The sequence below is a fragment of the uncultured Sphingobacterium sp. genome, assembly GCF_964277905.1.
Lineage (GTDB): Bacteria > Bacteroidota > Bacteroidia > Sphingobacteriales > Sphingobacteriaceae > Sphingobacterium > Sphingobacterium siyangense.
This window is the reverse complement of record NZ_CAXYKD010000048.1, coordinates 936018-954952: the sequence shown is the minus strand read 5'-3', so window position 1 is coordinate 954952 and position 18935 is coordinate 936018. Positions and strand designations below refer to the sequence as shown.

The 18935-nt window shown below is 34.5% G+C and carries 18 protein-coding genes; 8 read left to right on the top strand and 10 right to left on the bottom strand.

The window, feature by feature from the left end; all coding sequences use genetic code 11:
- Positions 1 to 82 precede the first annotated feature (82 nt).
- Both ACHWSC_RS25860 and ACHWSC_RS25855 read right to left on the bottom strand, forming a co-directional pair.
- Positions 83 to 613 carry a DUF1697 domain-containing protein gene (locus ACHWSC_RS25860; RefSeq protein ID WP_394678782.1) on the bottom strand — a complete coding sequence of 177 codons (531 nt, stop codon included), beginning with the start codon at positions 611 to 613 and terminating at the stop codon, positions 83 to 85.
- Between the two features lie 9 nt (positions 614 to 622).
- Positions 623 to 925 carry an MGMT family protein gene (locus tag ACHWSC_RS25855; protein ID WP_394678781.1) on the bottom strand — a complete coding sequence of 101 codons (303 nt, stop codon included), beginning with the start codon at positions 923 to 925 and terminating at the stop codon, positions 623 to 625.
- Positions 926 to 1139: 214 nt separating this feature from the next.
- On the opposite strand from ACHWSC_RS25855, the gene ACHWSC_RS25850 reads away from it, so the two are divergent.
- From ACHWSC_RS25850 to ACHWSC_RS25830, 5 genes are all read left to right on the top strand, one after another.
- Positions 1140 to 1757 (top strand): RNA polymerase sigma factor, encoded by a 618-nt coding sequence (locus ACHWSC_RS25850; protein WP_394678906.1) that lies wholly within the window; start codon positions 1140 to 1142, stop codon positions 1755 to 1757.
- 86 nt (positions 1758 to 1843) lie between these two features.
- Positions 1844 to 2347 (top strand): hypothetical protein, encoded by a 504-nt coding sequence (locus ACHWSC_RS25845; protein WP_394678780.1) that lies wholly within the window; start codon positions 1844 to 1846, stop codon positions 2345 to 2347.
- 12 nt (positions 2348 to 2359) lie between these two features.
- On the top strand, positions 2360 to 2545 hold the full coding sequence (locus ACHWSC_RS25840; RefSeq protein ID WP_394678779.1) for a hypothetical protein: 186 nt from the start codon (positions 2360 to 2362) through the stop codon (positions 2543 to 2545).
- Positions 2546 to 2577: 32 nt separating this feature from the next.
- On the top strand, positions 2578 to 4275 hold the full coding sequence (locus tag ACHWSC_RS25835; protein ID WP_394678778.1) for an FISUMP domain-containing protein: 1698 nt from the start codon (positions 2578 to 2580) through the stop codon (positions 4273 to 4275).
- Positions 4276 to 4875: 600 nt separating this feature from the next.
- Positions 4876 to 5343: a hypothetical protein gene (locus tag ACHWSC_RS25830; protein ID WP_394678777.1), complete on the top strand. Its 468-nt coding sequence runs from the start codon at positions 4876 to 4878 to the stop codon at positions 5341 to 5343.
- A gap of 253 nt (positions 5344 to 5596) precedes the next feature.
- Here ACHWSC_RS25830 and ACHWSC_RS25825 read toward each other — a convergent pair whose 3' ends face one another.
- From ACHWSC_RS25825 to ACHWSC_RS25810, 4 genes are all read right to left on the bottom strand, one after another.
- The gene (locus tag ACHWSC_RS25825) at positions 5597 to 6091 is read right to left on the bottom strand and encodes a hypothetical protein (protein ID WP_394678776.1); all 495 of its coding nucleotides are present in this window, start codon (positions 6089 to 6091) and stop codon (positions 5597 to 5599) included.
- 221 nt (positions 6092 to 6312) lie between these two features.
- Entirely contained in the window at positions 6313 to 6531 is a 219-nt protein-coding gene (locus ACHWSC_RS25820; RefSeq protein WP_120336027.1) for a DUF4287 domain-containing protein, read from the bottom strand.
- 83 nt (positions 6532 to 6614) lie between these two features.
- Positions 6615 to 7673 (bottom strand): serine hydrolase domain-containing protein, encoded by a 1059-nt coding sequence (locus ACHWSC_RS25815; RefSeq protein ID WP_394678775.1) that lies wholly within the window; start codon positions 7671 to 7673, stop codon positions 6615 to 6617.
- A 154-nt stretch (positions 7674 to 7827) separates the two neighbouring features.
- A complete protein-coding gene (locus tag ACHWSC_RS25810) occupies positions 7828 to 8967 on the bottom strand; it encodes a helix-turn-helix domain-containing protein (RefSeq protein WP_394678774.1) in 1140 nt (379 codons plus the stop codon).
- A gap of 1197 nt (positions 8968 to 10164) precedes the next feature.
- Between ACHWSC_RS25810 and ACHWSC_RS25805 the strand changes: the two genes are divergently transcribed.
- Positions 10165 to 10956: a hypothetical protein gene (locus ACHWSC_RS25805; RefSeq protein WP_394678773.1), complete on the top strand. Its 792-nt coding sequence runs from the start codon at positions 10165 to 10167 to the stop codon at positions 10954 to 10956.
- A gap of 5 nt (positions 10957 to 10961) precedes the next feature.
- A complete protein-coding gene (locus tag ACHWSC_RS25800) occupies positions 10962 to 11843 on the top strand; it encodes a hypothetical protein (protein ID WP_394678772.1) in 882 nt (293 codons plus the stop codon).
- A 234-nt stretch (positions 11844 to 12077) separates the two neighbouring features.
- Here ACHWSC_RS25800 and ACHWSC_RS25795 read toward each other — a convergent pair whose 3' ends face one another.
- The 3 genes from ACHWSC_RS25795 to ACHWSC_RS25785 form a co-directional block, all read right to left on the bottom strand.
- The gene (locus tag ACHWSC_RS25795; RefSeq protein WP_394678771.1) at positions 12078 to 12770 is read right to left on the bottom strand and encodes a M48 family metallopeptidase; all 693 of its coding nucleotides are present in this window, start codon (positions 12768 to 12770) and stop codon (positions 12078 to 12080) included.
- A gap of 4 nt (positions 12771 to 12774) precedes the next feature.
- The gene (locus ACHWSC_RS25790; protein WP_394678770.1) at positions 12775 to 15927 is read right to left on the bottom strand and encodes a type I restriction endonuclease subunit R; all 3153 of its coding nucleotides are present in this window, start codon (positions 15925 to 15927) and stop codon (positions 12775 to 12777) included.
- A gap of 147 nt (positions 15928 to 16074) precedes the next feature.
- Positions 16075 to 17001, bottom strand: a complete 927-nt coding sequence (locus tag ACHWSC_RS25785; RefSeq protein ID WP_394678769.1) for a tyrosine-type recombinase/integrase — start codon at positions 16999 to 17001, stop codon at positions 16075 to 16077.
- An 82-nt stretch (positions 17002 to 17083) separates the two neighbouring features.
- Here ACHWSC_RS25785 and ACHWSC_RS25780 point away from each other — a divergent pair, with 82 nt between their 5' ends.
- The gene (locus ACHWSC_RS25780; protein WP_394678768.1) at positions 17084 to 18319 is read left to right on the top strand and encodes a restriction endonuclease subunit S; all 1236 of its coding nucleotides are present in this window, start codon (positions 17084 to 17086) and stop codon (positions 18317 to 18319) included.
- Here the strand turns inward: ACHWSC_RS25780 and ACHWSC_RS25775 are convergent.
- On the bottom strand, positions 18312 to 18866 hold the full coding sequence (locus ACHWSC_RS25775; RefSeq protein ID WP_394678767.1) for a restriction endonuclease subunit S: 555 nt from the start codon (positions 18864 to 18866) through the stop codon (positions 18312 to 18314). The two genes, ACHWSC_RS25780 and ACHWSC_RS25775, sit on opposite strands and share 8 nt — an antisense overlap.
- Between the last annotated feature and the right edge of the window lie 69 nt (positions 18867 to 18935).

The window sequence follows — 18935 nt, the reverse complement described above, 5'->3', positions numbered from 1 at the left end:
TTCATCCCGGAAACCGCTTTGCGCTCGGTTGAATTCCATAAAACGAAAAAGAGCCCGGCACTATCCGGGCTCTTTCCGTTGATTAACCCATTTTTTTCAATATCTTTTCAAAGGTGTTGATATTCCGGCTTGTCATCTTATCTTTAAGATTCTTTTTCCCTAGCACCTTTCCAAAGCTGGAGTCCAAAGTATTTCCCTTAGGCACACGCCAATAAAAGACTGTATTGACAATTTCAGCCTTCTCCCCAGGCACCTGCGTCGAATTGCGGAATTCATCCATCAGTATTGTTTCGACACCCTCTGTCCCTACAAAAGCATATACATGGAAGTCCCTATGCATTTCGAACGGAATGTTTGCCTGCAGCAATTCCACCTCTTCCTGCGACCGGATGAATAAAAAAGCTTCATAAGAAAAATATGCCGACATGGACTCCTCCAATAGACGCTTGAGCGGGTCGGCCGCTTTGTCCGACGAAAAAACAATATTTCCAGAAGCCAGTACCGAAGTAACGTCAGTTACACCGGCGTCCTTAAAAACTTGACAGACATCTACCATCTTCATATTGGTTCCCTTCACATTGACGCCGCGTAGAAAAGCACAGTATTTCTTCATGTTATTAAATTAATCGATTAATTCCTCCATCGGATTCCAAAACAACTTTCTAAAATCCTTGATCCGTAAATTATTCACAACAAGCCCTTCAGCTTCAAGCCGTTCTTGAAACCCAGGCACAGCAAGTATACCGCTACTTGATATAACACGATGAGCAGGAACATCTTTCGGGCATCCGCCCATCGCTTTCCCGACGTGCCTTGAGTGGTTAGGAAAACCCAAAGCTTTTGCTATGGCTCCATAAGTCGTTACTCGACCCTTCGGAATGAGTTTAGCCACTTCATAAACCTGTTTTTTGAAAATCTCATCCATACTATATTATGATTTCATTTTTCGGAAAATATCCCGTCTATTATTTTTAGAACCAAATAAAGATACAAAAAACACCGTTTCAATAAGCGAATCCATCATGGTCATCGGTAATATACTTTACCCTTGTGGATGTCCTAAAAAACAAAAACAGACCTTTTTGTGACAAAAATGACATTTAAAAACGGGTTTGTTTCACTATTTTTACCTTTAATAAATAATTAACCCAAAGATTAAAAAAGAAAATCATATCCAGTACTTTTCCGATAAGGAATTACTATCTCAATTGCGTAATGGGGATAAAATGGCATTTTCGTCAATCTACGACCAATATGCAGCAATATTGGCAGCAAAGCTTCACAAATTGATTAAGATCCATACTATAGTTGAGGAGCTACATCAGGAAGCATTTTTAAGATTATGGAAAATCCGACATGAACTGGATGAAAACACAAACATTAAAGCTTATCTATTCACCACCTGTAGAAATTTAACAATAGATTTTTACAGGAAAGCATCAAAGGATAAAGAGCTAGAAAGACAACTTATCAAACATCTAGACGTCTCTTATGACCCAATTGGACAACTTTTTTCCCAAAAAGAAAGTAAAGCACTTGCCGAGAGTTTAATAGGTCTATTGCCTCCACAGCGACAAAAAGTATTTCGAATGGTCAAGTTAGATGGCTATTCCTATGAAGAAACTTCTATCCATTTTGGTGTTTCCACAAGCACCATAAAAGATCATATGGCCAAATCATCCGAGTTTCTTAAAAACTACATTGCACAAAATCCACACATTACATTTGCAATAGCTGTATATATCGTCTTTAAATAAACTATATTTTTTTTCACTGAGCCGATACTTTTTCTTTTCTCTTCGTCTATTAGACTAGAAAAGAAACTTATTTGCAGCAGCCATATATGAATAAATTGTTTAAGCAGTATCTAAAAGGTATTTGTAAAGCAAAGGACATGAAACTCCTATTGCATTATTTTGGAAATGAAACCTATTCCGCACAGTTAGAAAAACTTATTCAGGAGGAATTATTAAAAAAAGAAAGTCAACCCTTACCCGATTTCCTTACGATCATGCTTAGGAAGAACCGGCATATACTGTTGGAAAAAATAAGTCTACAGACAAAATCACAAAACAGCAGTAACCTGCTCTGGGTTTCTATCGCCGCCGCAATAATTGCTATATGTTCCTCAGCATTACAGTCCCATTATCGTCATGGTATTTCGATGCCGACTAATATCGAAATACCATCTGATCAGAATGCTATATCAAAAAATAAAACAAAAATTTGCGAGCCCCCACTCCCATCTCCATATTTTTTAGACGAAAAAAACTGGAGTACAACTTATAATCCCCAAAAAAGTTCGCTATTACTTTCCCTCGATAAAATAATTCACTTATTTAACTAACAATAAATTTCAATGAAAACAGAAGTATTGGTAAATTTTGCAGCCAGCGCAAAAAAACAATATGAATCTCCAAAAATTGAGTTCATATTATTACAAACAGAAAACGGGATCGCCGCAGGTTCTACTAAAACATTCAACTCAGGAGGTCTAAAGGACGAATGGGAAACACAAGAATATCAAAATGATCTCTCTTGGTAAATAAAACTCTTGTATAAACCGTAAAACAAATCATGAAAAAGAAATCAATAAATAAAAATAGCATATTATTGGCTACATTAAGCGCCTGTCTATTTCTATTTTCCACTATCGCCTCCTGTAGCAAAGAGCCTAATACCAAAATCGACGCAGAAAACGGGAATCTTGCCAAAGTTAATGTAATTTTTAAGGCTTCAATTTACGAAAATGAAGGTACCTTGGGCACCAAATCAAGCATAGGTAAATCGAACAGCACCCCGAAATCACTACCAATTCAAACAAATACAATTGAGCTAAATAATGACTTCTTACTAGTTGCGGAACTGGCCCCTGCTGAAAATAGTTCAAGTCCGGCAAAAGTTGCACTTGCAAGCAACAAAAAAGCTGTTATTGAAAATAATGATGTCGATGCTGACATACGTTACAAGATCGTAGTCTATAACGAAACAGGAAAATATATTCTTGAAAAGGATTATGTGCATGGAAAGGAAAATTTGGCTGACACATTTCAGCTTCCTTCCGGTAAGACATATTCATTTATTGCCTACTCGGTTAATAGTACCACTGAGCTACCCTCCATAAATTTTTCTGACATTGGTAACAAAACATTGTCCACTTCTAACATATCTGTTGCTGGTGAACAAGATTTTATGTATTTCCGAAAAGACATGTCTGTTTCTGCGACTTCACAAAACAATCTCGAAATTATACTTAAACACTTATTCAGTCAGATTACAACCAGTATAGACGCTACGCAAACCAAATATGATATCACCCATGTCAGCTCGTCGATTGCCATTTCACATCAGCCCAATGCGGCAATTAATTTATCTACTGGCGCAGTTTCACGTTCGGGGTCAGGGACAGATATTAGCTTAACATTTCCTACAACAGGAGGAATGCTATTAACAAGCTTATCAAACATTATTAATGCGGAAGCCAGTAATAATGTGGCATTAAAAATTGCTTCAATTACCATCGGGCCCCTGACTCAAACAAATGTAATTCCGTTTAGCAGTCTGAATATCACACCTGGTGTAAAATACGATATGAAACTTAAAATTGTCCCTACAGACGAATATCTAACACATCGTGGTGTCCCTGCTGTCAGGATAAATGGGAATATATGGATGCAACATAATCTCGGGGCCGATATCAGCATCGACCCTGCACAGACTCCACAGACAGTCTCACTTTTCGGCGACTATTATCAATGGGGACAAAATACTGTTGTCGCTGGTAAAACAGAATCCTACCCCAACTCAAATTGGAGTAGTATTACAGATTTACCAACTAACTCATGGAATCTTGGTACCGAGACCAATCCGATAAAGGCAAGTGGAGACCCATGCCCAAGCGGCTATAGAGTACCCACAAAGACAGAAATGGAGAAATTAATCAATAGTACCGTTGCAAGCGAAAAAGGAACCTGGTCGCCCGATGAGAACAACTTTACAGCAGCAAAAATTTTAACAAGTAAACGTCGTAGAGATGTGGTGATTTACTTCCCTATACAAGGAGGGTACGGATATGGAACTGGCGGCGCAAATGGAATAACTCCTACCAACCTCATTTTTAGAGGAGTTATTGGACTATATTGGCTCAGCACAGCGGACGCTTCAAGTAGGGTTTCACATGTCTATTTTACAAACACTGGTATAAGTCCGATGTTTGGCGATTCGAACTATGACCAACAGGCAACTAGCGAAAACATCAGATGCATTGCTCAGTAAAGAAAAATAAATGATGCGAATAATGTAGTTGTTGGCTAAATAGTATATTCCGTCGAATTCAGATTAACAGGAAAAGTCTTCTAATAAGAGAAGACTTTTCCTGTTAATCCAATTATACAAAACCTCACCTTAACACACTTAATATCAACATAGAACACAAAACAGCTCTACGTAAGAAAAATGTGTTTGAAATTTGAAATTTCAACATTATCCTATATGTGTTTCGGGGTTCAGATAACTATATTTCGATTCATTCGACCGTTGTGTGGTCAACTGGATAATCAACCGGTTACTTTATCAGTTGCATAGCTTTTCAAGATCGCGATCTCTCTTTTCTATGAGGTTCTGGGGATAATACTTCACGCTATAATCCGACATTATTCCTCGGCCAGGAATTGGATTCAATGTTACAGATTCAACGCACATTAAAGGGAAATCAATTACTATTGTTGTTTGTCGCAATGTCTCACTCTTTAACGGTACAAAAAAACTTAGTCAATTGAGTGATAGAATATTTGAGCTTAAACAGATATTGTTTTAATCAATTATCCAAATTTTTCGCACTTTTGCAGCAAGTACAAAGAAAAAAGTCCATATTAGATGAAGTACCTTTTTAATTTACCAGACTTTCCAGATTCAAGCTTCGTCATGCAGATCACATTCTGGACGGGTAAGCAAATATTGTTCAAAAACGATGCTCTTGTTGAGCAATCCGGAGAAAAAGGGAAGCCTTTTTTAATACCTGATGATAATGGAACGATTGTAAAGGCCTATCCAAAGCCATCCCTTCCCGACTTTGCCCCCATATTAATAATCAATGGTGAAAAACACAGAATAGTTGCAAAAATCCCTTGGTATCAGCTTGTCTTAGCACTTCTTCCTCTTTTACTTTTATATGGCGGAGCTTTGGGTGGCGGCGCTGGAGCAATTGCAGCGATGCTTAATATGCAGGTATTTAGAAATGAAGACAGCGCAGCTGTTAAATACTTCAAGGTGATCGGCATCACTGTAGCCGCTTTTGCAGTCTATTTCTTACTGGTTACAGCTATATACAGTGTGATAGCATAAAACCGTATTGTCCCGAAACTTTTAATAAAGAGAAATACCTGAGCGAATAGCTCAGGTTTCTACTCACCGTTTTTTTATTAACAGTAAAGAGACTGGAAAACAGATTACTTGCAACATTTCTTATCATTAATACCGTTGACATAAGTGTCTTTTTATGAATTTTTTTACGGATAGTTATAATCTGAAAACTTTCAAAATATCCTATTTTACGAAAAGCTCCTTTAAGCAAAAGTTTTTTAATTAATTCCCTTGTTTAATGTTTACTTTTTTCGTTTTCAAGTGACTGCGGGGAAAAAGATCCTTCCAATTGTCTATACAATCTATCCCAACTTGGACTATTATCAGCATTCAGCTTTGCATATTTTCCACTTTTTGTCTCGATGCTTATTTTAATATCTATTCCATCGTATGGCTGGTGCGATTCCCCTTCTTTAGCGTCAGCAAATTTCTCTAATTCAATTTTATTCAATAGTAAGTTCCATTTTTCCTCCGTATTGCTGTATGATTTTAGGGCACTGTGGGCTGTATCAATTGCTGAAAACAGACAATATACACTATCTCTTGTTATCCTCATCGTATAACCGTTTGAGGGTACTGCGGTAAATCCGCCAATAGTAGAAATTGAAACCGCTGTGATTTCCTTTTTAGTATTATCCGTTATTGTCTGCTGCGATTTGTACAAACAACCCTGTACTAGAAGCACCTGCGCAAACAGAAACGAGAGAATTAAAATCAATTTTCCACCCATATTTTATCCTTTCACCCCTAAGAAGTAATTAACTGCATAGCGAAAGGCTTATGTCGCAAAAACAAAGCCATTACCGCTTTTCTAATTTACAAAAGTTGATAGAATATTACATACCTCTGAATCACTTTGTTCTCACATTAATCAACTTCGCTGAGTTGACAGCTTAGGCTGAAAAACGGTGAATTTAGATCTGTCAGCCCGAGAAAAGAAAGTTTTTTCTACTATTCGCGTTTACCAGTAATATAGGCATACATCGCAGTTGCATGTCCATGCCCTAATTCGAAATCACCCTTTAACCAATTGACTATTTCTGTCGCTTTGACTCCTTTCCTGAGCTTCCCTTCTTCTGTAAACCCTTTTTCAACAGCAAGTTTTTCAAAATCAGAGCGGGATTTTCCCGTTTTCTCTTCAATATTTTTAATATAGGTTTGAAATGACATAAAATTTTATTCTTAATAATTAATATATAGTGTAATTAAATAGCCAGTGTATTTATGAAGTTCTTCGTTTCGTTAAACAATCCTTATTTCAAGACTGTGTCATAGATTTTATTCAACAAATCCTGTCTCATTTTTGAATTTCTCTGATCAAGAAGTATAATAATACCCCATTTTTTATTCCTGTTGTAGCAGATAATGGAAGACTGCCCCATAGAATCTCCGGACTTCATATAAATTGTATTTTTATCATCCGTAACAATATTTAGCCCCAGTCCCATTTCTCTTTTTTCATCTTTATACATTATTTTTTCCGAGATAATAGCGGCTTTGCCTACTGTCGCCTCTTTATTTAAAACTGCCTTTAAAAATCTAACCATATCAGAAGCATCAGATTTTACCAATCCGGCAGAAGCAGTGATATTCCACTTGAAGAATTCCTGGATACCTCCATTCGGATTATGAGCCGTGGTTCTGTTATTTACGTCGAAATTCTTAGTTAAAGTATTGGTCATGTGTAGTGGTTTTATCACTTTAACTCTGATAATTTCATCATAGCTCATATCATAGACGCTCTCCAGTATTTGCCCCAGCAAAGTATATCCTATTGTAGAATAGCGATATTTACCATAGTCACTTAAGTCACTACAATTATTGATTATTGCAACTAATGTTTCTGAAGTAACACTATTTACGGGCTGTTGAGAATCCTGTTCAATCAATTTCGCAAAATCTAGATCAGGTAAACCCGACTGATGTGATGCCAGATCTGAAATTTTAATTTTATTTCTAAGATTTTGTTGGAATACATATTCTTTAGGAAGAAATCCATCGATGTAATCATCCAGCTTTATTTTACCATCCATAACTGCCTGAGCAATTAAATTTGAAGTCAGGATTTTAGTGATTGATGCAATTTCAAATAAGGAGTTTTTATTAATTCTTATTTGACTCTCTGCATTCAGATTACCGTATGCTGTAAAATATTCTTCATTGTTATTAACAAAACCAACACTAATTCCTACTTCAGGATTTTTCTGATAATTATCATTAATGATAGAGTCAATTTTTTTGAAAATGCCTTGTCCAAAAGAAAAGTTGCTAATGAATAACAGGACTACTAAAAATGTTGATGAAAAGTTCATTGTATCGCTTTTAATGTTAAAAATGTTATTTCGATACAAAGATTTAAGATAAGATAAAATCCTGCGACCGAATAAAAGTATTCAGTCCAATTTGTACAAAAAAATTAGTACGAGTTTTTACAAAATAAAGCACGAATAATCACAAAGTATTGATTTACATATTTTTACTGTAAAAAGTTGATGTATTTCCCGTGTGTTTCTTAAAAGCAGTATTAAAGGAAGATTTTGAATTAAAACCAACTTCATACAGAATTTCAAGAATAGTTACCTTCCTTTTTGTAACATCTTTTAGAATTTCCATGGCGCTTTCAATACGATAAGTATTGACAAAATCGTAAAAATGCTGTCCTAATCGATGATTAATTAAGACAGATAGTTCTCTGGTAGGAATTCCAATTTCACTTGAAATGTCCTGAATGGTTAATGAAGGATTAAGAAAAGGCTTTTCTTCAATCAGATACTGTTTTAGTCTCAATAATTCTTCCTTATATTCCTTTTCAATCGATATTAATGGTTTACCTTTTTTTTCTGTAGAAACAAGTTCGGAGACAAGCTTTAGCTTTGAATCCATATTTCTAAAAAGATCTGGATTATTCAATGCTTTGAATAAATACCAGCAAAAAATAAAAAGAGAAGAAATCCAAATATTGATCTTTAAGCCTTCAGAAATATGGGGATATTCTGAAAATTTCAACATATTCTTTAAAAGAGCTACTACATATAAAATAGTCAGTATAACAGTAAATTGAAATAACCAATTATAGGCATTGATATTTTTCCCGGCATAGTTTTCAAGATATAGTTTCTTTGATTTCCTTAGTACTTTAAAAACATTAATTATGTAAGCAACAATCTGAAGATGTATTAAAACATGAATGAATTGAAATTCTATCATATTTTGACGATCTTGAATAAAACTCATTTTCGATCCAGCATCCACAGTATAAAAACGAGGTAGTAAGACCAAATTAACAATCAGAAATGGAAGCAGATGTAATAAATACTTCGGTTTTAACTTAAAATCAGAATAACAGACTGATGTTATATAAAGATAAAACACAGGAATTTGCAAAAAGGCAAAGGTAGTCCTGAACATTCCCAAATTAGAAAGACCATCAAACACCATATTAAACAAAGGCTCGCTAATATCTATGGCGTTTAATATGAGAAAAACAGCAAAGAGAGAATTACTAATTTTGTACTTTGTTCTAAGTGTAATCAGAAAAAATGCTAGAAACAATGAAATGAATAAAGAAATTATATTTACAATAATTAATAAATTAATTTTATCCATTTTTGACTCTTTTGGGTTTGTGGTTATTTACATGTAAACTTTTATTGGAGTTTCACGCTTATTTCGCGCTTTAAAATCTAATATGGCAAATATAGAAATTAGATTGGCGTAGTTAGAACTTTTTTAAATCAAAGTATATTTCAGAGGCATCACTAATTGATTTAATTGCTGCGAGCATCTTACATTTTTTTGGTAATTCTATATTGGTATGCGTCGCTTCAACGTTCAGGGCGATCCAAATGCAGAATCAGTGTTGCAGCCTGTTTTTCCTTTAGTGTCATTCGCAAACTTTTGATTCCGCCTTGAACTGTAAGCCACAGATTAAGCCAATAATCCATAGCTTTGTGCTAACATAAAAAATCCTGCAAATCAATGACTTGCAGGACTTCTAAATTTTTAGTGCTTTTTAAAAACTTTAAATTTGCACCTGGCGGAGAGTGAGGGATTGCCACCTTACCTTACAATCAATTGAAAATCTGCTATTTGCAAATTTAAAATTGAAAGATGCCACATATGGGCCACACACTCTCGTATCTTGTTAATTCTCTTAAAATCTTAATTACAATAAACTAAGTTCATACGCAAATATAAGCATTTCAAGGACAAAAAGCCTAGTTCTAAGGTATTTGTATTTTGTTTTTAAATTCCTTGCACTACTCAGATAGGTTGTCAATCTGGAAATACTTTTGCCACTACTAGCTTTTTTCACAATTTTAAAAGATAAAGCATGCTTTCTATATCAAGTACCGCATCGAGGTGGTATTTGAAATACACCATCCTTAACTTGGCTTTAAATATCCACAATATTTTATCAGACTATTTAAAAAGAAGGTGGATATGTTTCCGGTTGAATTTAGAAATTTGAACTAGGATTTTCCGATACAAAAAATTGACATTCCCAATTTTAGGGCTATAATTTCTTTAGGGGGACAAGACGGTACCAATCTCTCACAAACTGATAATTTTCAAAACTAAGTTACACATTTGTTTATAAATTATGAAGCACAAAATATTCACAAAACCAAGATTATGTATTTCTTAACGCGCATCTATTCTATGATTAACACTGAGCCTACCTTGTTAACACTGTAAACTCATAGCTACTTATTAAATTGCAACAAATTTCAACAGATACAGGACACTTACACAAAATTTCATTTATTTGTTTTTTGTATATTGGTTATCTAATAACCATAAATGAAAAGAGCATTTTTATACATAGATATATTAGGGTTTGAAAACCTGGCAAGAAGCAATTCCTCGAAGATTGACAAAATTTTCCAAATTTTTGATTCTCTTAAAGTTCATAGCCATCATGCACTCCAGACTGTTGTCTTTTCCGATACCATTCTTGTTTTTAATAAAGATAATGACTGGAGTACGGACTATTATTGTACCTACTTAATTGAATATGCGCAGGAGCTTTTCTATAGACTATCCTTCATTAATGTTTATTTCAAAGGATTATTGACTTATGGGGAATTTAATTTTTCACAATTAACCAACATTCAGGCATACTATGGTAAAGCCTTAATTGATACCTACCATGATGAGGGTACTTTGGAGGGTTTTGGGCTCTACATTCACAAAACTCTCACGGAGTACGTCGTTATTTTTGATAAGACCCAATTTACCGAAAATTATGATTATATCTTGCTCTGTCAGTCACTTAAAAACCTTTACGATTACGCAAATGGTATATTGCCCGTTTCCTTGGAAGCACTCACAGAAACAGACACTTTCCACCGAGTTGACGAAGATCTCAGATTTTTGCGAGAAATAGCATTTATAAAAGATAATCATCCTATTGAGAGGGTTCGCAAAAAATACAAGGATGTATACGATATTTATAAAAGGGAGCTTCCGCTGTTTTTTGATGCGTTTGAAAAGGAAGGTTTTTTGCCGTGGCTCATTAATGAAAATTATACGGGAAGTTTTAATCCCTTTGACCTGCTAGCTGAAAAAGAATTATCCCAAAATAAAAAATAATAAATATGAACTTTGATAGATGCGCACTAACTGGCTATGCTTTGTTCGCTGGAGATATTAAATCGACCGTAGGAACGTTTATTGAATATGAAACAGATTATGTCGGAAGAGTCAAGATTCCCATTTCCACTTATAGTCAACTTATAAATGGGAAACATGAAAATTATCTGCTAGCTGGAATATGTAAACAAAGAACTATAGATAATCAAGAGCCTATTATGCTAGATACCGCTTTTATTACTGAAGGATATAAAAATACGAATCCGCCATCCCAGCTTGAAGAAAAATGTGTTCATCTGCTGAAACATATATATGAGAATTATGGCAAAGAAAACAGGGAATTCGAATTCAATTCCACGAAAGATTTTGCTTTAGCGTACGCCAGCCCAGAGGAATTTGTAAGAATTATTAATCAACTTAAACAGGATCACTTTATATCAGTTCGTAAAGATCATCGACTGGCTGGGGGCGCACGGCTATACATGGCAATAACAATGACAGATATAGGAAAAGACAAGGCTAAAAAGCAACTTCCCAAGATGCCAATGTTTGGCCTTGTCAGTCAAGAAATCACAAGTGGCGACACAGCGATCGATCTGAAAATAAACGAAGCACGTCAGCGATTCTTCTCTGAACCACAATCAATGGAAAATATGAGGTCCGCCTGCGAAACATTAAGTTATGTCCTTGAGCCACTAAGAAAGGATATTTCTACCGTGCTGCCATCAAGAGATGTATCAGACTTCTTCCTGATTGTCAACACCTTTGATATACGACACAATAAGGACACTACAAAAAATCTAATCTATCCCGAACAAATGGAATGGGTATTTTATACCTTACTAAACTCAATAAATACCTACATAAAGCTTAAGAAGATATTATAATTTTTACAGGTAATCGATTTTCCTAAACCAAAAGAGAGCTGCTAGAAAATTCTCAACAAAGTTAAATCGCATTTAAATAAAAGATGTAATTAACTGCGCTAACGTGTTTTAGGCTCATTGATTATAAATCATTTGGATACCGGATATCTTTAGATTTTAGCTATCTGTCTAAGGAGTTCTACTGTTCATTCTCTCTGAGTACCAAAATCTATCATGTATTAACCAAGGTTCAGTCTAGGCAAAGCAATCTAGCATTTCTTTTCTTTTCTCCCAGTCGGGCATCATCATAGTCAAAAGATTAAAAAAATTTTGATTATGATTTTTATAAACTATATGACATAACTCATGCATAACAACATACTCTATACAGCGCTTAGGAGTATGAATTAATTTAGGATTAAAGATAAGCTTATTGCTAATGGTGCAACTCCCCCAACGCGTAGACATATTTTGAAAGAAAATATCCTCAGGCGCTTCAAATCGCTCAGAGAATTTATCAATAATAGGTTTGGCGATCTCGGTTATTTTACTCATAGCCCTTTCTCTCAGCCACTTATCAAACACAGCTCTAGCCTTATCTTTACTCTTAACATTAATCAGGAACAGATTACCTTTATAGAAGACCTCTACCTTATTCGATTGTTCGACTACAATTTTATACTTACGCCCCAAATAATATACCGAATAGCCAGATTTAACTTCATAGTCCACAAGATTTGAGTCCAAATTCAACATAAGAGATTTTTGCTTGATAATCCAGTTAGCTTTTTTTAAAAGCTCTTCTTTAATCTTATCAACACCCAAACCTATCGGCGCAGTAACTTCAACAGAAGAAGTCGGTAAAACTTTTATCCCTATACTTTTTCGTTTTGAATATTGCAACTCAAATTCTATAATCTGCTTTCCGTAATGAATACTATCCACCATCACACTATCTATTTGCAACTGCTATCTCTATTAATTTCTTAGTCAATTCGTCCGCCTTTGCTATTGATAAATCGAAAACATCCATTAAATAATCTCCAAAGTCCAATTCTATCTTGTTGATAATGTCCGTCCGCTTGTACCAGTCCACAACTTCAAAATTGGATACAACCTGATCAAACATCCTGGTAATCTCTATCTCCTTACCATCCAAATCACCATAGGCCTTTAAAAGATTATAAATCGACACATTTCTCTTTTTATCCCTGACTTCCTCTGGAATCGAGGATGTATGCCCATCCAGGGCCTGTTCCTTGAATACAGTCAGCTTTTTCAATGCTTCTAATTCAGACAAACGATTTGCGCGCATTTCGGCAATAGTATCGCTGATCAATTCGGATAATCTCTTAAATAGCGCTGGGTTTAATTCCAAATTAATTGACAAATATCTACTTGTAGCAGCTGCAATTTTCTCAGCCTTAGCTCTTGGACCAACCAACTTTTCAACTTCTTCCGCAAAAGCATCAACATCCATGATATTCAAGGGTTCAACCAAACGAATTATTTCTTCAGTGACCACATGTTGGTCTAGTAATTTCTGAATTTGCTTTTCATACTGTGCAAAACTGATTGTGTCCATATAGACTGAATTTGCAGCAACACGAATACCAGCATATTTTTTTAATTCCTCCTTATAATGATTTATTTCAGTTTCCGATATTGAATTATGAAAATCTATTGAAGACAATGCTACTTTTAAAATTCTTGCAAAAATACTAAACTTACTATAGAATTCTTCCCTTATGGCCTGGTCAGATAGAAATACAACATATTCATCAATGTTGAGTTTATTAGTCACGTCCTTAAAAATATTTACGACATCTTTATGTGCATGAGGCAATTTTTCCACTTCTACTGAAATATTTGTCAAAGAACCCACAAGATCATCAGGATCAAATGAATCATCACCAGCATAACTTTCCAACGCCTCTTTGAGATCTTCCATAATACCCGCATAGTCTATGATAAATCCATAATCCTTTCCTGGATAAACTCGATTAACACGTGCAATAGCTTGTAGTAATGTATGCTCTTTCAACTTTCTACATAAATACATGACAATAGTCTGTGGTACATCAAAACCAGTTAGTAGTTTATCGATTACGATCAAAAGTTCGATATCCTCCCCATTTTCATAATGCTGGATAATATTGCTATCTATATCAGGTCCATATTTTGCCTTAAGCAATTCATAATACTGCGTGACTTCAGGCGCTTCGGAGCTGTGGATGTCCTCATTATTTTCTCGTGTATCTGATGCCGACATTACTACCTCAGTTTTCACTTTGCCAATAAGATCAAAATTCTTTTTATACTTAACGGCAGTCAATTTATCCGGACAAACTACCATTCCTCTGAAACCGGAATGCCCTTTTAACCTATCGTTTCCCCAATTTGATTGAAAATGTTTGCTAATGTCAAATGCAATCTGGTAAATATTCTGTTCAGTTTTCGAAATCAGTTTCTCCCTGCTCATTTTATTTTTAAGATCACCACGATGTTTTTCACTGAGATCTTCAATTACCATATTAACCGTATTGTCAAGAGCTTTTTTATTGACATCCTGTACAGCCAATCTGCCCTCGTATAGAATCGGAACTATTGCACCATCTAAAACAGCTTCCGATATAGGATAGGTATCTATGATTCCACCAAATTTATTAGCTGTATTTTTTTGCTTTTTCATTAGAGGAGTACCGGTAAATACAATAAAACATGCATTAGGTAACACTCTTTCCATGTTAACATTAAATATTCCATGTTGAGTCCTGTGCGCCTCATCAATGAGAACGAAAATATTGGGGCTTAACAACTGATTGTCCGATAGACTTTTTACAGCTGCATCAAACTTATTTATAATCGTAGTAATAACCATATCGCCATTTCCTTTTAGTAAACTAACTAATTGCTTACCGGAATTTGCGTTTATCACATCAACCTCAACTTTTTTTAAGGTGGCAGTAATCTGCCTGTCAAGGTCAATCCTATCCGTAACTAAAATGATTTGGGGATTTTGTATTGTATTCTGGATTTTACGTGCAAGCATTGCCATTGTCAATGACTTTCCGCTACCCTGCGTGTGCCAGATCACCCCACCTCTTCTTTTACCATTACGAATAGGTTTAATACGATCCATTATCTTGTTAATTGAAAAGAACTGCTGAAAACGTGCAATCTTCTTCACGACTCCTCCTTCAAACAGAATAAAGTCTTTTACAATAGACATTAACCGATCAGGGTTAAGTAAACCGTGTATGAAAATATCCTGTTGGCTAGGGGCGATATATTGACTATATTTTTCTCTGAACAACGTGAGATCAGATGAAGTTCTCAAATCGGGGTCGGCAAAGAGTTTTTCCTCTACGGCTTCTGGCAATGCCGTATTCACTAAAACATCTAATTCTTCTAGGAAATTAGGATCCTTTTCCTTCCATATCGCCCAAAATTCTTCCTTTGTATTGGTTGTTGCATACTTCGTACTAACTAAAGAAGTAGCCACTAGAATCTGGCTGTAAACATACAGATTAAGAATACCGTTTTCCTGTTGATTTCTAATGTGCTGAGATATTGCCTTTTTCAGAGAATCTTTGATAAGCGGACTCTTGCACTCAATAACAGACAATGGAATACCATTAACAAAGAGAACAATATCCGGACGGTACGTATCTTTACGACCAGTTCGCAGTACAGAAAACTCTTCAGCAACGTGGAAATAATTATTACTTGGAGTATCCCAATCAATATATTTTAATGTAAAGCTCTTTTTGTCGCCATCTATAGATTGCTCTAAAGAATAACCAAATATGAGTAAGTTGTAAATTTGATTACAGGCATGTACCAGCCCCTCGGACAACGGAATGTCTCCTAGCTTCTGAATTGCTTTTTCAATATTAGAAGAATCGAATTTCCTTTTCTTTGTACCTATCTTAATTTCATTAATATGCATAAGCCGCTCACGCAATATATGTGTTAAGATTACATTACTTTCCTTATTATCACGAAGTACCAAAGCCTCTTTTTTACTCAGATAAGTATAACCTGAATTGACTAGTAATTTAAGTGCTGGAATCTGTGATATATTATTTTCTGTAAAAGCCATGGTTAATCGGTTTTTGACATTTTGCCATCTTTATTTGCTATACAATGCAAACCTTAACAATATGTTTAACTAATTTTTAGTACTTAGGCAAATTACGGAAATAAATGCGAATTACGGGCAGTTAACCCGTAATTCAAGGTATGGAAATTATCGAAGTGCTTTAAACATCTGCTCGATTGCTTTCTTTTTCTGTTCCATGTTTGGATGAACATACAAATTTAAGGTAGTACTAATATTGGAATGACCCAGTAAAACACTTACAGTTTTATAGTCACAATTACTTTCGATACACCTGGTTGCAAAACTATGTCTTAGTCCATGAAATTTAAGATCTGGCATTTGCAATTCGCTCATAAAGTTTTTATAATAGCTCCGGTATGTCCTGGGCTCTGTAGGCTTGGCATCATTAGTCAACACAAAATATGAGGAATTAACAATTTTTTTAAATGGCTTTAAAATTTTTAGCAATTCTTTACTTATTGGAATATCCCTGATAGAGTTTTTTGTTTTTGGGGTATCCAAAATTAATTCAGTCCGCCTAACACCATCTTCTATCACATAAATACGCTGTATCGTCTTATTAACACTGATAATTGATCTATCGGTATCAATATCCTCCCAGCTCAGTGCGCAGATCTCCCCTATCCGCATCCCTGCAGTTAGACAAATGTAAACGCCTAAGTTCCTAAAAGTAAAATGCTCCTGAATATGACTCATAATTTTTCTCTGATCTGACCTGCTAAGCACCTCAATATTGCTCTTTTCCCTGTCCGTTGGAAACTGAACTTCAAAGGGAGTGTACTCAAATAATTTCTTCTTAGCTCCAAATTTTAGTACCATCTTCAAGACTATAAGAATATCTTTGATCGTCTTATGGCTCAGGCCTTTTTCAAGTTTTTGAAATACAAAACCTTGTACATCTGGCTCTTCGATCGAATACTTATCGCCAAAAACTGGAAGCAAATGATTTTCTATCAATAGCATATAAGCGGAATAACTTGATTTCTTTACATACTGCTTTTTGTCCACTTTCCATAATTCAATAACTTCTGCGAGTTGTTTTTGTTGATTCATTATAATATTATTTTTAACGATCCAAAGGAAAGCAATTAAGGATTCTAAATCTTCGAGATAATTTTAAATTAAGGTTCCAAATTTGAGATTTCCAGGATTTGAAGGGGAATGGGAATTAAAAAAATTGAGCGATATAACCATAAAAGTAAATAGTGGTAAGACTCCTTTGGGAGGAGAAGCCGTCTATATAGATAAAGGTGTTTTATTTATAAGAAGCCAAAATGTCAACAACAATAGATTGGAGTTAGAAAACTCTGTGTTTATATCGGAGGAAATTAATAATCAAATGAAAAACAGTGTTGTTAAGTCTAATGATATACTTCTAAATATAACTGGTGCTTCTTTAGGACGGAGTTGTGTTGTTCCTGATGATTTTTTGATTGGCAATGTCAATCAACATGTATGTATAATAAGACTAAATCAGCAGTATAGCCCAAGATTTATCCAACCAAAATTTTCATCAAATAAAGGTCAGATTATTTTTAATAATTTACAAACAGGAAGTGGACGTGAAGGATTGAATTTTGAAAGTATAAAAAGTATTAAACTATTTATACCTAAAAAAGATGAGCAGGAAAAAATAGCAAGGTTTCTTTCAGTAATCGATCAGCGAATCGACACCCAAAACAAAATAATTGAGGAGCTGAAGTTATTAAAGAATACACTTATAGAAAAAATTTTTAAAGGCCAATTGAAGTTTAAGGACGAGAATGGTAGAGATTTTCCAAAATGGCAAATAAAAATGTTAGGAGAAATTGGGGATTTCCAAACAAGTAGTATCGATAAATTATCAAGAGACAGTGAGAAAGAAGTTTATCTTGTAAATTACATGAATGTTTACAAGCATCAGAACATAGATAAAAAAACAATGAAATCCTTACAAATTGTTACCGCCAGAGAATCACAAATTGAAAGTTGTAATTTAAAAAGAGGTGATATCCTATTTACTCCAAGTTCTGAAACGCCAAATGATATTGGACACTCTGTGGTGGTTTTTGAAGATTTAAAAGATGTTGTTTTTAGTTATCATTTAATGAGATTTCGTCCAACTACAGAATTAGATATCTTATATTCACATTATTTTTGTAATGTTCCATCTGTTTTACATCAATTATCTAAAGTAGCAACAGGTAGTACAAGATACACAGTTTCAGTAAAATCCTTCTCAAAAATAGAAGTTTCATTGCCATGTAAAAAAGAACAAAATAAAATAGCAAATTTTCTTTCTAGTATGGATTTGAAAATAGAGACTGAAATAAAAGTCTTTCAAAAGTTAATTGAACAAAAAGCATATTTTTTAGCCCACTTATTTATATAAATAAGTGGGCTAAAAAATATTGTTTACGCTTAGTTAATAATAAGAAAATTTCTTGTTCAATTTTTATTTTGTCCTCTAGTTTTGATAGAAAATCGGCCATATATTTCTGTTGACAATAGTTTGGCAATTGTATTTCCATCGGTTCAATTTCAGAAATATAATGCCGCTTATGTTCCTTTGAGGAGAGATTTAAAAATGATAAATATTCAAATACAAATTTTAAGTTTACGTTCTCTCTAGAAGTAAGTATTTTGATGGCGGAAGACTTAACTTTAAATGAAAAATTGACAAACTTCATATCCATTGTAAAATCATCAAAAATGATACATGGACCTTTGTCATACTTTCCAAAAGCTTCTTCAGTATAGCCTATTACGAAAGCTTTGTTAGCTGTTAGCACCGGAATTAAAGAGCTGTCCGATGAATAATTTGTATCTAAAACTAAATATTTAGACGGCTGCTCATACTTTAAAATACTCTTAATCTTTACGAACTCCTTTTCTTTCTCAATGACTTGCTTGAATAGTCGATAACGAATTGTATTCACACAGGAAATTAAATCCTTAATTAAAGGACTAAGTGAAAAACTATTTTCTCAGGGTAGTAGATTCAAGAA